This is a genomic window from Lentibacillus sp. CBA3610, assembly GCF_013373365.1.
GTDB lineage: Bacteria > Bacillota > Bacilli > Bacillales > Amphibacillaceae > Lentibacillus.
The window spans coordinates 503,057-518,000 of the sequence record NZ_CP035925.1 but is presented as its reverse complement, the minus strand read 5'-3'; the positions used below and the strand labels follow the sequence as shown (position 1 = coordinate 518,000).

11 protein-coding genes and 1 pseudogene are annotated in these 14,944 nt (G+C 41.9%); 4 read left to right on the top strand and 8 right to left on the bottom strand.

Annotated elements, in window-relative coordinates:
• Positions 1 to 288: 288 nt before the first annotated feature.
• Positions 289 to 723 carry a cell wall hydrolase gene (locus Len3610_RS02650; protein WP_176446593.1) on the bottom strand — a complete coding sequence of 145 codons (435 nt, stop codon included), beginning with the start codon at positions 721 to 723 and terminating at the stop codon, positions 289 to 291.
• Positions 724 to 902: 179 nt separating this feature from the next.
• Here Len3610_RS02650 and Len3610_RS02645 point away from each other — a divergent pair, with 179 nt between their 5' ends.
• Positions 903 to 1,856 carry a nucleoside hydrolase gene (locus Len3610_RS02645; RefSeq protein ID WP_176446592.1) on the top strand — a complete coding sequence of 318 codons (954 nt, stop codon included), beginning with the start codon at positions 903 to 905 and terminating at the stop codon, positions 1,854 to 1,856.
• Positions 1,857 to 2,228: 372 nt separating this feature from the next.
• A complete protein-coding gene (locus Len3610_RS02640; protein ID WP_176446591.1) occupies positions 2,229 to 2,864 on the top strand; it encodes a LysE family translocator in 636 nt (211 codons plus the stop codon).
• A 102-nt stretch (positions 2,865 to 2,966) separates the two neighbouring features.
• Here the strand turns inward: Len3610_RS02640 and Len3610_RS02635 are convergent, their stop codons facing one another.
• The 4 genes from Len3610_RS02635 to Len3610_RS02620 form a co-directional block, all read right to left on the bottom strand.
• A complete protein-coding gene (locus Len3610_RS02635; protein ID WP_255259750.1) occupies positions 2,967 to 3,392 on the bottom strand; it encodes a hypothetical protein in 426 nt (141 codons plus the stop codon).
• 96 nt (positions 3,393 to 3,488) lie between these two features.
• The gene (locus Len3610_RS21610; protein ID WP_176446590.1) at positions 3,489 to 3,584 is read right to left on the bottom strand and encodes a DUF418 domain-containing protein; all 96 of its coding nucleotides are present in this window, start codon (positions 3,582 to 3,584) and stop codon (positions 3,489 to 3,491) included.
• Positions 3,566 to 4,132: a DUF418 domain-containing protein gene (locus Len3610_RS02625; protein WP_176446589.1), complete on the bottom strand. Its 567-nt coding sequence runs from the start codon at positions 4,130 to 4,132 to the stop codon at positions 3,566 to 3,568. The genes Len3610_RS21610 and Len3610_RS02625 overlap by 19 nt, the downstream gene beginning before the upstream one ends.
• Positions 4,133 to 4,386: 254 nt before the next feature.
• Complete coding sequence (locus tag Len3610_RS02620; RefSeq protein WP_176446588.1) at positions 4,387 to 4,710, bottom strand: DUF418 domain-containing protein; 324 nt, start codon at positions 4,708 to 4,710, stop codon at positions 4,387 to 4,389.
• A gap of 110 nt (positions 4,711 to 4,820) precedes the next feature.
• On the opposite strand from Len3610_RS02620, the pseudogene Len3610_RS02615 reads away from it, so the two are divergent.
• A pseudogene (locus Len3610_RS02615) lies at positions 4,821 to 5,531 on the top strand (MsnO8 family LLM class oxidoreductase); the annotation flags it as partial.
• 357 nt (positions 5,532 to 5,888) lie between these two features.
• Here Len3610_RS02615 and Len3610_RS02610 read toward each other — a convergent pair.
• Both Len3610_RS02610 and Len3610_RS02605 read right to left on the bottom strand, forming a co-directional pair.
• Complete coding sequence (locus Len3610_RS02610; protein ID WP_255259749.1) at positions 5,889 to 7,109, bottom strand: CynX/NimT family MFS transporter; 1,221 nt, start codon at positions 7,107 to 7,109, stop codon at positions 5,889 to 5,891.
• Positions 7,110 to 7,295: 186 nt separating this feature from the next.
• Positions 7,296 to 9,008 (bottom strand): sulfate adenylyltransferase, encoded by a 1,713-nt coding sequence (locus Len3610_RS02605; protein ID WP_176446586.1) that lies wholly within the window; start codon positions 9,006 to 9,008, stop codon positions 7,296 to 7,298.
• A 751-nt stretch (positions 9,009 to 9,759) separates the two neighbouring features.
• Between Len3610_RS02605 and Len3610_RS21420 the strand changes: the two genes are divergently transcribed.
• Positions 9,760 to 12,852 carry a S8 family serine peptidase gene (locus tag Len3610_RS21420; RefSeq protein WP_176446585.1) on the top strand — a complete coding sequence of 1,031 codons (3,093 nt, stop codon included), beginning with the start codon at positions 9,760 to 9,762 and terminating at the stop codon, positions 12,850 to 12,852.
• Positions 12,853 to 12,990: 138 nt separating this feature from the next.
• Here the strand turns inward: Len3610_RS21420 and Len3610_RS02595 are convergent, their stop codons facing one another.
• A complete protein-coding gene (locus Len3610_RS02595) occupies positions 12,991 to 14,664 on the bottom strand; it encodes an ABC1 kinase family protein (protein ID WP_176446584.1) in 1,674 nt (557 codons plus the stop codon).
• Between the last annotated feature and the right edge of the window lie 280 nt (positions 14,665 to 14,944).

The following is a 14,944-nucleotide window of genomic DNA, read 5'->3' as shown; positions in this document are numbered from 1 at the left end:
AACCATAACGTTTATAAATTGTCGGTTGGTTTTGGAATAATATGGTCGAGGTTGGCCTTCTGTCAATTTTCATAGATTTTGATACGGCAATCCTAACGACGTATCGGGATTAACGCAGCCGAAAAGAAAAGAATCCAACTCCGCGCCAACCAGAGAAGGATTCTGACTCGAAATAGGCGAGTTAGCCGATTTCCGAAAAACGTCATCCGAAATTGATGCGTCATACATCTGAATTTCAAGGATCTTTCAAAGTTTTAGGTCTTTTTCATAATGCGCATTCCTTCTGATTCAATAAACACTGGCACATGTCCCGGCTTCTGGTTCATAATAACAATGATTTTTAAATTGACCGGAAAAAGGTTGACCGTACCATGTTGGAGGACATGGAGCATATGGATTGAAATACCAAAGCGCATATTTCGCTGGATGTTGTCTCCAATAATTCAAATTCTTTCTTGCTAATCTTTTTTCAGCAGATCTCGCTCTTTGATAAAATACATTACCTTTTTGGACAGCTTCAAACGAGTAATTTCCTCCTTGCACCTGAAAAATGACCTCTCGAATGGTTCTTACATCGGTAAAATCTAAACAATCCGCTCTAGCCCGATTAACAATGACATTTCCAACATACAGCATTCCCTGTTTTCCTTCACCTACAGCCTCTGCTCTCATCATCCTTGCCATTACGTCAACGTCTGAATCTGTGTATTTTACGATTGCCATTTTCTCACCCCGAAAATAGTGTATGAAAAAGCCTGCTTTAAGTGACTAAGGACAAAAAAGACCAGACGGCTAAGTTCCCGGGTGTCCTGTCGCGATGACGGCTCTTACAGAAGACTCTCATCCGGACAAACATACAAGCAAACACTATCTTTTTTCATAAGGTAGATTGAGGTGATGAAATGAAAAAAATAATCTTATTTGCCGATACAGGTATAGATGATTCTATCGCGTTGACTTACGCGTTGAAGAATCCCGAGGTGGATCTCATCGGAGTGGTCAGCGGCTACGGTAACATCGATCGGGAAAAGGCATATCGGAATGTCGAGTACTTGCTGGAACTGGCAGGCCGTACAGATATTCCTGTCATCGCTGGTGCTACACGTCCCCTGAGCGGTGAAGAACCTGCCTTTTTTCCTGAAATCCATGGCATAGAGGGATTAGGTCCAATTAACCCTCCAATTCCAGAAGAACGTTATGCAAATCGGACGAATTTCAGTAAGCTGTTTAATTTAATCAAAAACAACCGTAATGAAGTAACGATTGTTAATGTCGGACGATGCACTTCTCTGGCCATTGCCCATTATTTAAGTCCTGAAGTCATGGAGGATGTAAAAGAAACCTATGTGATGGGTGGAGCTTTTATGGAGCCTGGCAATGCAACCGAAGTAGCAGAGGCTAACTTTTACGGTGATCCAATTGCAGCTAATTTCGTTTGTCAAAATGTCATTAATCTGACAATCATACCTTTAGATGTAACACGAGATGCCTTATTGACCCCAGGCGTTGTCAATCTCATCGATACGCGTTCAGATTCATCTTTAGAAGAGATAATCAAACCGATCTTGGATTTCTATTATGAATACTATCAACAAGAAGAGCCAGGTATTCCCGGAACACCGCAACACGATTTGGCCGCTTTAATGGCTGCTCTTGATATTGACGGGTTGTATGAGTACAAAAAACGAGAGGTTAAAGTTGAATATCAAGGCAAAATTGCAGACGGTAAAAGTATCGCTGACTTCCGACCAGGGTCAAGTAACTGTTTTGGACCAAATTGTACACGTATTGCCCTAAAAATTAATCAGGATGTTTTTGTCTCAAACGTCCTTGAAATTTTAACAAATCATCGATAAACTGACTTCCATTAGTGAAATTGAAGCATAATTAGCGTATTACACATGTTTACAGGGGATTCCAATAATGTGTCAGCAAACATTTTGAGCTAACCACTACTTATCTCAAAATACTTCCAGGCTAGACACTTATTATGCGGCATTCCCTGTGAATATGGATTATCGGATCAATCCTTAAATCATTTGAAGAGACCTGATGAATTGAAGTTTGACAATTAAGTGGAATCGTAGGATGCAAAAAACTCTCACCCGTTTGAGGAAGATTAATATTCATTAGGCATCTTTTCAGATTTGGTATAAGTGATCATTAATAATCCTCACATTTTTTATTATAATTAGACTATTAGTGACTTTTTGCGAAGGAGTACAAAGATGATAACAGCTTTTATTACATATTTTCTATTAGGTTTAGTCATATCGATAACACCTGGAGCAATGACTGTACAAATGGTTAATCAGGCATTAAGAAAAGGGTTTTTAAGTGGATGGTTTGTAGGATTGGGTGGTATGACAATAGACTTAGCATTAATTATATTAGTTTACTTTGGATTTTCACATTTCTTAGCCCATCCAATGGTTGAACTTATTATGTGGTTCATAGGAAGTATATTTTTATTAATTATTGGGGTTGACAGCTTAAGAGAATCCAAAAATAACGTTGATTTTAGTGGAGCTGCCTCAAAAAAGTCATTGACAAAAGCTTATACGTCAGGTTTTTTAATGGCAATCTCACCCGGAAACATAGTATTTTGGATTGGGATATTCGGTCCACTACTGGTCTCCTCGATTAACGGAGAGAACCAAGCACAGTTTATAATAGTAGCACTGGGGATTTTACTTGGAATATTAATCCATGATATAGGGTTAATGAGTATTATTCATTTTTCAAGAAAATTTTTAAGCCAGACGGTATTAAAATGGGCTGCAGTTGTGGCTGCGATTATTTTATTTGGATTTAGTGTTTATTTTGGATATGAGTTTATAACGCAACTTATAATGTATGTGTAACTATATTTTGAATATTTTTCTTTACCATATGACACCAATCAGGGCGTGACATTTATTTAGAAAATGCGCCCGTTTACGGAAACCTATGATTTTATTTTTTGGTCACAATTGGGGGCCTTTTCTATAACCCAAAAACACATATCCACTTAGACATAATTGAATAACACTCATGGCTAAAAATGGATTAGTTACTATATATGATTTCTCTATAATAATGACCTGAAAAATCAAGCTAATTAAGAAAATCGCTCCCATAATGGTCGATGCATACCACGAACTGTTATGCCTTTTTTTAAAACTAAACACCGCCGCTATAATATTACCCAGTCCAAATATGACAATTGCAAGAATCCCAGGCATAACCCAACTATCAAAGGGTAGTCTGGATGCCCACCTATCAGGATATTCGACAAAAATCCCACTACTTGACTTGACCATTTTAACCCCTATCCAAATTGCACCTGTCGCCAAAAACAAATCATAAATGCCCAGCATCATCGTTCTTATTGTTTGCTTTATCTTTTTCACCTCCCATATTTTTCCTCCGCGCTAAAAAATTATTCAGCCAATGACTTACCCCCATAAATAAGTTCCCACTATGCCAGTAGCTTTGCATCATCGCAGCTACACATTCTTATACGTCCACTTACGCCATAGCGCCTCCATCGGTCCCTGTTTGAATTTCTTCAAATACAATGTACTTATGATGACTTGGAGCACGTATACCCCGACGATAAGAGAAGTCCGGCGCCCGCTCGTGGACCCTGACGTAAAGTCCCCAATCCGTATCCGTGAAAATGAAGACCAAAATGAGCGTTCTGCATAAGATAATTCGTTAACGCCATCCGTCCGACAGATGCAAATGGTTTCATGATGTTTTGTCTTGTTTCCCTACGCAAGACCAGCACGAGTGCGGATACATAAAAAAGCATAAGAATCGGTCCGGTGAATATGCGGATGCCAAAACCTAAGCCATATGCAATGTAAGCCGGAATTGGCGTAAGGTCATGCATCAAAGCTGTTGTCAACACCGAAAACAATAGCCCGATCCACAAACTATGCATGCACAGCTTCTTCCAACGGTCGAGATGTGCACTCACGTCATGGAACATGCCGGTTTTACCCATATATAAACCAATAAGAAACAGCGGTAAAATTGTCGGGATCAAAAGGATATTTCCAAAAACCGCAACGATTGAATCGGCAAGTCTAAAGCCGACAATTTCCCAATAACCTCCTTCAGCCATTAACCGTAAGTGTCGTTTCATTCATCGCTTGAAATTCAGAAAACGGGTATTGTGCCCTGTTTGCACGCCAAATTGCATACCATCCCAATCATCAACATATAAAAGGCTTACGACCAAACTGGATACCGCAAGCAAAACCACGGACCAAATCATAATTGTTTTCGGATGTCTTGAAATAAAAAACAAGAGAAAAAAGCCCGTTATACCGTATGCAAATAAAATATCGCCTTGCCAAAAGAAAATAAGGTGAACCAACCCCAGAATAATCAAAAAGGTCAACCTGCGCGAGAACACCCCGGCCGGCACGCAAATCCTTTTTGCAGCAAGCCGATCATAAAAATATAAAAGCCTAAACCCGAAAAGAGTGAGAACAGCGGGTAAAACTTACCTTCAACGAAAAACGTAATAAATAATGTGCTGATCTGATTAAAGAGCCCATCCGACAATTGATGTCCGTCAACAAGAATAAAAGGATCCATCTGTGCCAATGATTTGAAATGCATCATATTCGCAAGCACAATCCCCAGAACCGCAATCCCGCGGATAATATCCAGCGTATGGATCCGTTTCGTTCGGCAGCCGCAATCCAGATACTTCATATTTCCTCCATCCCTACCAATAGAACATAATAACGATCTATGCTACTTTTACAATATTATATAACTTTTTATAATCGAAACTATATCTTTAGTATCCTTTACGGACACTTGCACAATTGTTTCCTAATAGAATTGATCTGGGCCTTGGACGGGCTCCGGGAACAGACGCTCGGACTGCTCAGCTGCTTACTCGTTCAGGTGGTGACCCGCAATCGTTTGCTAATTCTATTCTTGATCTCACTGGATGGTTCAGTGATGAGGGCTTGGCGCATAGTACACCAATAACCTCTAATGTAGGGACAGGAACGAATGTACCAATGTGGGTATTAGGTTCAAGCGAGAATGGCGCCTCGATTGCTGGTCAACTGGGTTTGCCTTTTTCCATTGCCTCGCATTTCACCCCGGACAATTATAGAGAGAAGGTTAATCTGTATCGTTCGACATTCAAATCAACAGCACCAACGGCACAAATTGAAGAGCCTTATGTCATGGCCGGAATTAACGTAGTTGTTGCGCCAACGGATGAGGAAGCGCAGAGAATTTGGACCACGACACAGATGATGTTATTGGACATGCAAACTGGAAGACAGCAATTAATGCAGCCGCCTGTGGATCCTGAAGAAATAGGAACAGAACAGGAAAGGGCACTTATAGAATCAATGTTCAGCGTCAAAGCGGTCGGTTCTCCGGAAACAGTACGTAAGAAATTGGAAGAATTTACGGAGCACAGTGGGGCCGATGAACTGATTGTTGTGACATATGCCTATGATCCGGAAGATAGGAAGCGATCGATGGAAATGCTCGCTGATCTCTGGTTATAAATCGGTTATTATAGATCCGGGTTGACTGTTGATCATACATTTATAATAGGAAAAACAAGGGCTGTTTCTTCCTCGGGATGAAATAGCCCTTTTAAAAAAGGTTCATAATGTTGCAAGACAACTAATCACGCAAGAAACTTCAAACCTCATCCTACTTCCGAATTGAGTATGGTAACATTCGAAAGAACAATCCACGATATTTAATATCCAGCATGCCTACCACAAATATAGCACCGCTGATAAACAATACGACATGTTTTTTGTTAACTTTCATAGACTTTCCCCTTCCTTATATAAAATGTTATTTAGCCTATTGTCACACTTTAGCAACGAAAAACTGAAATTACCATTATGCGGTTAAGAATATTTAAACTTTCCTATCTTCCCATCCGCACCAGACTTTATCCCTGTAACAATCAAAATAACACCAACAAATCCCACGACAATAATCGGCAGAACCCAATTAGCAGTCAGGTCATGCATAAAGCCTAATAGGACCGGGCCGATCGCTGCAATAAGGTAACCAAACGACTGGGCCATGCCGGATATTCTGGATGCCTCCTGCCCGTCGTTTGAACGTAAGCTAAAGAACATCATTGATAGGCTGAACGCAGCACCACACGCGCCGCCAATACATATAACAGCAATAATAATCGTGACGGCATTCCCGATAAGAAGTCCGCCTGCACCAATCATAACCATTATTCCTGTAATGGCAGCCAACACTTTTTGATTCTTCATTTTTTCCGCAATAACCGGGGTGATAAATGAAAATGGAATGAAAGCCAATTGCATTAATGAAAGGATCCAGCCAGCCGCATCAGATGAATAGCCTGTGCTTTTCAAAATATCCGGCAGCCATGAGATCATCGTAAAGAAAACCATCGATTGTGTACCCATGTAAACCGTAATATTCCATGCCAACGATGATCTCCAAATATTATTGTTTATTGCTTCACCGTTTTCATCTGTACTTTTTTGTGTGCCTCTCTTTTTCCTGAGCTGCGGCAACCATACGATTAAAGCCACAATCGATAATACTGCCCAGAATGCCAATGACCCTTGCCATCCCCACCCAGAAATGCGTGAGAGCGGCAAACTAACGCCCGATGCCAAAGCACCAAAGATGTTCATAAAAACCGCATACAGCCCGGTGAACAACCCAATTTTCAATGGGAATTTCATTTTGATTATGGCCGGTAATAGCACGTTGCCAAATGCGATGGCCAACCCCACAATGATTGTCCCAGCAAGCAATAGCGTTATGCCGAATAACGTCCGGCCAACAAGTCCGATGGTCAATAGGATGAATGCATAAAAAAGTGTCCACTCCATGCCGATGCGACTTGCAACGACTGAGGCAAACGGTGAAACTGCCGCAAAGGCCAGCAAAGGCAGTGTGGTCAAACTGCCTGCTACGGTATTGCTGATGCCAAGATCATCACGGATATAAGGCAGCAGTGCCCCCACTGACGTTAAAGGCGCCCGCAAGCTTGAGGCGATTAACAGGACGCCGATCAAAAGCCCCCATCCGGCTATTTTATTTTGTTTCTGCATTGGTATTGTATCATGTCTCAAAAACACACCCCCCCGAATTCCCCTGAATACAACAAAAATCATTTGCATATTTACTATATCAAAAATACTATATATTCTTGTTTGAAAACGAGTAAAAGAGATAGCATGGCGCTATCTCTTTTTATAACATTTAGTTTATTTTTGTTGTAACCACTTTCGTACTGCAAAACCACCGTTTGCCGTTCCTTAACTTCGATACCGTTCATACGGCAGCGGGTTCCATGTTCTGTATTTTAGTTCTTCGGGCCGCAGTGCAGACGGGATATCATCGAACATTTTTCGGGCGACTTCCAATTCACGTTCTGCTTCCCCTTTGTCCTGATACATAAATTCATCGGATGCTTTTTCAGATGCATTATCCACCTTTTCCTCTAAAGACGCCACAACCATTTCTTGTTGTTTATAGAGCGACTCACGGGCTTCAGCTACCCAATCAGCTTGGGTTGACCGCAGTGTATCCGAAGCATGACTGAATTCATCAAAAATTTCCTTATAAATACGATCAGCATTCGCACGCACATCCAGTATGGCTGTTTCCAAATCGTCATTCGTCAATTCGTCCGCTTCAAGTGCTTTATTCCGCTCCGGTCCGCCCAGTCTGGATCTGCTTAAATAATAAGGGAAAATGCTTTTAATCGTCTTGCCGACTGGTTTAACGGCCAGGTTGTTTTCATCGACACCTTTTGGCTGAATGCCTTGCATCGCAATCCGGGCAGATTCAGGCCGAACAATTTCCTTAGGCGGCAAAACGCCATAGCGCAACAATTCCCGGATACCTGTACCGGAAATATTAATCCGATACTGCTCATCATGCGGACACGTAAGTTCTGTTGCCGGGTGATCACAACGCGTACAATAGAAAACCTCATGGAACAACCGTATATCAATGCCTAATTCATCGGATGTAAATTCATCAAAAATGGTATGGGCTTCATATTTACCATAAAAATCACCAATACCCGCGTGATCCCGGCCAATGAGTGCATGGGTGCAACCATAGTTTTTCATAATGATTGCATGAAGAACGGCTTCCCGGGGACCTGCAAATATATACGTAACTCTTAGCGGTGCAAGCATCGTTCTGTCTTTTGGATAATAATTATCCAAAACACTGCGATAAGACAGCATCCTGAACTCGTGTCTTGTGTATTCGCGTTTTGCCATCTCTACCAGCGGCTGGACAAACAAACCATCCAACTCCTCCAACGCATTACGATGAATATACTCATGTCCGCGGTGCATCGGGTTAGCCCCGGTTATAAAGCCGCCAACCGAGTTAAATTTCTTTTCCTCATAAAATAATTTCCATGTATCTTTCGGTTCCATTCTTATGTTCTCAAATGGACCCCAATGGACCCGGCGCAGCAATTGAATCGGGCCAACCAGCGCCGTATCCCCCATCCGCCGGTAAATGGAATCCACACCAGGATGACTGCGATCAGTGGTACCAAAAAGATGTGAAGCACGGTACTCTCGATCATAATGAAAGATATCATCCAGTTTAAGAATAGCAACCGGCTCTTTCGTTTCATCCGCAAGTGCTACTTCATCGCCAACGGATAATGTTTGAATGATCTGTTCGTTCCGCTCGCCGACTGGTGCAAAACTCAAAGGCACCGGCCATATGACGCCATTTTTAAATCGGCCATCTGTCAATACAGACTTGTAATCATCTTCCACCATAAAACCTTCATTCGGTGACAAGACACCAGTTGCGATCATCTCAAGCGTAATCACGGCTTCCAGGTCTACCATGATCATTGGCAGCTGTTTTGCTTTCTCCATTGCCTCATCACGTTCTTTTCCCGTCAGAACACGATTGACTAATTTCTTGCCATGTGGCTGCTGCGGGTAGCTCGCTAATTTTGCTTCATCCAGTACAATTGAATCCTTATCCATTCGCTTTCCTCCTCATTCCCCTTATATCTATTGAATGGGACTCCGGAATTCATTTATTCCGCCTGCCCTTATCCCTTTATTCATATATATGGAAAAGCGGCTTTCACTATTACAGTGAAGATGGTGCCCTTTCAAAAACTGAAAAGCGATCTATTCCCTTGCGTTTTTGGAAAGCGCTTACTTTACTAAAACAACCTGTTCACTTTTGTTTTCCATGTATGAGATTATGATTTACATTGGAACGGCTAAATTAATGGTAACAATAGTATCATATTGATTTGAAAGCATCGGGTATAAACGATGTGCTAAAAATAAGTAAAATCTGTAAATTATGTCTATTTTATAATAATCGAATTTGGATGATTTGTAAAGCTATTCAGCTGAAACATAGGTTTCCTGAAAACCAATTGAACACAGTTTGATTACATAATGTTTTTCCCGGTGGTTTTTGCTGACGGAAACAAATTTAAACACTTCCGCTCGAAGAAATATCTTTTTTGTCAGTCGTTTGTTTTGAATCCTTTTTATGGGTCAAGAATGCAGTGATCAAAATAATTACAAATCCAGCCAGCAACCAGGAATAATAAACTATCATTAACTGGGATTTTATACCTAATACTTTTTACCCTTGTATAAATTTTTTGAATTATCTATTATGAGTAGTGTTTACTCATAGAATTTTAATAGAATTGTTAGAAAGGGGCGAATCAAAAAAGTTACGTTAGTCAAAACAAACACGAGGAGGAAGCAAATGTTTAAACGTATTGGAGTCTTTCTGGTAATCTTTTTAATGGCGTTTAGTCAAGTTGCCTTTGCATCAGGGGAGTTGGCTCCGAAACAGGATTTACAGTGGGAAAACCTGAAAGCTGAGAATCTTGAACCAACGATCGATCCGGAAGAAGAAGTACGAGCCATTGTTGAAATTGAAGGTGAAGCGCCCATTGAAAAGGCAACGAAAAAAGGCGTTAAGTTCGGTAACTTGGGTGTTACCGAAAAGAAACAGTATTTAAATGAAGCAAAGGCACAGAAACAAAATGTCAAAAATGCTATGAAGGGCAAAAATGTCAACTCAAAAGAATTGCAGGAATTTGACGCCGTTGTAAACGGGTTCAGTGTCGAAGTAAAATATAAAGATTTTGAATCAATAGAAGAAATTCCTAACGTCAAAGAAGTTTCAATTGCTAATGAATACAAACGACCGATCGCCGAGCCTGACATGGTAAACAGTAAAGAACTGGTTGAAGCACAGCAAGCCTGGCGTGACTATGGTTTCAAAGGAGAGGGCATGGTTGTTGGTGTCATCGACACAGGCATTGATCATGAACATCAGGATATGGTCCTTTCCGATAACGATTCGGCAGCGTTAACGGAAGACTTTGTCAATGAAACGATTGATGACGAAGAACTGCCTGGACGTTATTATACTGAAAAGGTGCCGTATGGCTATAACTACATGGATGAGAACCATGAATATACTGATGATTTTCCAGGTGCATCTTCGCACGGAACACATGTGGCCGGTTCAGTTGGTGCAAACGGGGATGAAGCTAATGGCGGCATCAAGGGTGTTGCGCCTGAAGCACAGTTATTGAACCTGAAAGTTTTTGGCAATGATCCGGAATTCCAGTCAACTTACGGAGATGTCTACATAAAAGCGATTGATGATGCGATTAAACTGGACGCCGATGTGTTGAACATGAGTCTCGGTTCGCCTGCCGGTTTTGTCAGTGATGAGTCGCCGGAACAAAACGCAGTCACAAGAGCCGTTGATAATGGCGTGTTAATGTCTATTTCAGCCGGTAATTCCAACAAGTTTGGTGAGGGCTTTTTCTATCCATATGCATCCAACCCGGATTATGGTGTAACCGGTTCACCAGGCACAGCCTATGATTCATTGCAAGTGGCATCATATGAAAATAGCCTCATGACCGTCGATGAACTTGACTATACGATTGATGGTGAAACTGGGTCTGCCGGTTTCTTATCTGCCAGCGAAACAGATCCACCGGCTGATGGAAGTACTTTTGAATTAGTTGATGCAGGCCTTGGCTATCCGGAAGATTATGAAGGCAAAGATGTTGATGGAAAATATGCACTTGTACAGCGTGGCGAATTGGACTTTATTACAAAAGCTTTAAATGCACAAGATGCCGGAGCAGCTGGTGTGTTTGTTTATAACAATGAAGACGGTATGATTAATATAGCAACTGATCCGGAAATTGTCATTCCGCAGTTGTTCTTATCAAAAACAGATGGTGATCTGCTCGCTGAGGCAATTGCCAATGGACAAGATCCCACTGTCTCATTCCATGGTGAAACATCATCGATTGTAAACCCTGAAGCGGGCCAAATGAGTTCTTTTTCATCTTGGGGCTTAACACCGGACCTTGAGTTCAAGCCGGAAATTTCAGCACCGGGCGGTCAAATTTATTCGACTTTAAATAATGGTGAGTACGGTATTAAGAGCGGGACGTCGATGGCAGCTCCGCATATTTCAGGTGGCGGGGCATTAGTACTGGAACGTGTTGATCAGGAATTCGGCTATGAAGATGCTAATCGCATCAATCTGGCGAAAAATATCATGATGAACACGGGCGAAACAGTAGACTTTGAGAACGCGCCTGTCTCACCTCGCCGCCAGGGAGCCGGTGTCATGCAATTACACTCAGCGCTGTCAACGCCTGTTGTTGTAACCGAATCTGAAACCGGTGAAGCGAAAGTCGCATTGAAAGAAATAACAGAAGATGTTGTCAGCTTTGAATTGACAGCTGAAAACTTTTCAGATGAAGCTGTTACGTATGACGTTGAGGCAAACGCACAGACAGACTCACCTGTCGATGGCGGCGGCGTTCTGGTAACGGCGCCAAACCAATTCCCAGCCATGGAACTTGATGGTGCAGCAACAGTTGATAATACGATTGAAGTTCCTGCAAATGGTTCCACATCACTTGAGGTCACCATTGATGTCAGTGAATGGGATAAAGAATTAAATTCAATGTTCACAAACGGCTACTGGCTGGAAGGTTTTGTCACATTAAACGATCCGAATGATGTTAACCCAACTTTGACTGTTCCGTATGCCGGTTTCAAAGGTGAATGGGATGATGCACCAATATTTGATACAGCAGACGACAATTCTTATTACGGAATGACCGGTATCGCCACAGACCTTGGTGATGGTGAATATGGATTCTTTGAAGAAGATGCTGTTATCTCGCCAAATAGTGATGGCGAAACCGATGATGCTCTGCTGGTTGTTTCGTTCCTGAGAAACGCCAAAGAGGTCACCTTTAATGTATTGGACGCTGACGGGGAAGTCGTCGAAACGCTGTCAGAAGAAAGCAACGTAAGGAAAAACTACTATGATGCTGGTCTGGCACCAACCTATTCTCTGGATCCGGCGCGTACGTGGGATGGAACGATCGATGGTGAAAATGCCTCCGATGGCCAATACTTCTTGCAGGCTGAAGCAACGATCGACTTTGACGGTGCAGAACAGCAATCTATTGAACTGCCAATCTATCTGGATACAGCCGGTCCGGAAATTGAAGCAGACATTAATCGTGGTCAGCGAGAAATGGATCTGGCAGTTGCCGATGAAAATGGCATTTCTGAATGGGAAGTTCAAATTGATAGACAAGACCCAATCGTTATGACAGATGAAAACGAACTTGAACTGACCGGAATCCACCCTAGCCAAGTTGTTACCGTTACAGCTACCGACAATGCCGGTAATGTTACGGAAGATGTTGTTATGGGGCCCCAAGGAAAAGCTAAAGGAAAATTCAAAGGCAATAATGGGAACAATGGAAACGGGAATAATGGAAATGGCCCGAGAAACTAGAACTAAAACCAGTGTCCACATAGTGGGCACTGGTTTTGTTTGTTAATTGATGTTGCTCCTATTCTTCTGTTAATATTTCTGCTTTGCCAGGAATATAAGTGCCTAAACATTCCGATCTCATCTCAGGCAGCTTTACCTTCACATCCGGCCGGAACGAATAATAATAAATGCCATCAGGAGAAACATAAACAAGGCAATGACTGTACCGATTTCGATGATGGGCACATCCCAGATCATGCTGCTTTCACCTAAAATGGCAAATCCGACTATCAGACCTGCCATAATGATACTGAAGGCAAGCATCAAAATACTGAATGCAATGCGATTGCTGATCCTGTCAAGCCGGCGCATGATCAGGTCACTATGCTTTAAATTAATGTCCAAGCCGACCTTGCCTTTTTTAACAACGGATAATACTTCCTTGACGTCATTGGGCAAACCTGACAAAATTTCAATATTCTCCCCAATTTCATATACTGCGTTCCGGATAATTTCCTTTGGATGATAGCGTTTGAGCAGTATTTTCCGGGCATACGGCTCGGCTGCGCGCGATAAGCTGAACTCCGGATCAAGCCTGCCGAGCACACCTTCCAGCGTCAGAATTGCTTTACTGATGATGACCATTTCCGTCGGCACCTTAATATGGTGGTGATAAACAACATTAAATATCCCAATAATGATCCGGCCCAGACTGAGATCTTTTATCTTAACATTTTCATATTGCTGATGAAGTTTATCAAGATCCCTCTTTAACCCCTCGATATCCGTTTCTTCTTCAATCAGATCCATTTTGGAAAATGTTTTAATCAAGGCCATCGTGTCACCCTGCTGCAGATTAACAATAATCGAAGCAAAATGACGTTTCAGATTGTCGCCGACATGACCGGTCTGGCCAAAGTCCAAAAACGCGACCGTATTTTTAGGCAAAATATAAATATTGCCTGAATGCGGATCTGCGTGGAAAAAACCATCTTCAAGAATTTGCCTCAGCATCGAGTCCGCCAGACGTTTGGCAATCGTTTCCCGGTCATAGCCTCCCTCGTCAAGCTGTTCGTTTTCCGAAATCTTAATTCCATCGATTTTTTCCATTGTGATGACTTTCTGTGTGGTGTATTCCCAGTATATTTCCGGAAACTTAATGTAAAACTGCGTATCAAATTGTGACGCCACCTGCTCACCACTGCGGCCTTCCAGTATGTAATCCAGCTCGTTTGTCAGTGTATCGGCTAATTCATCGATTATGTCGCAAAGCCGGTAACGTTGTGCCCAGCCTGTCCTCTCTTCAAGCATATGGCCGATACCGCGCAGGATTTCAAGGTCTGTCTCCATCTTAGGTTTAAGACCGGGACGCTGTACTTTGACCGCTACCTCTTCTCCACTGAACAGACGAGCGGTATGCACTTGTCCAATCGAGGCCGTAGCAAGGGGCTCGGGATTGACATGATCAAATAAATTGTCAATCCTGTCATCCAGTTCCGTCTCGATGGTGTGACGTACATGATCGAAGTCGAGAACAGGTGCATGATCCTGCAGTTTTTCAAGCTCTGTTGTGATTTCATCCGGGAGTGTATCATAGCGTGTGCTTGCAATCTGGCCCAATTTAATAGCAGTTGGCCCCAATTCCTGTAAAGAATAACGAAGCCGTTTTCCGATATTTTGCTTATCTATATCGATCTCTTCTGATGCATTCTTTTTTGCCGTTCTGCGGTCAGTTAAACCGACCCAGAATAGAAAATGACTGAATCCATTTTTCATGAGTACATTGATAATTTCCTGATAGCGCCTTGTATGTTTGATTCTTTTTCCTAACATTCATGAACACCCCCTAGCTATCCTATGATTGAAACGCTTCACAGATAATGATTTATTCCTTTTTTTATCTGATGTTAAACACGTATAGTGTTGTCGAATTGCTGCTTAAATATTTTTTCACTGCAAATTTGAAAGTCAGCATCTATTAACAATAATAAGTGAAGTATTTAACAAAGACAAATCTTCATGACCGTACCCCGCCGGTGAAAAAAATAATAAATGAATAGAATTTGGCATTTGGTCATTCAAAAATAAACAAAAAATCGTATCCACACCTGGA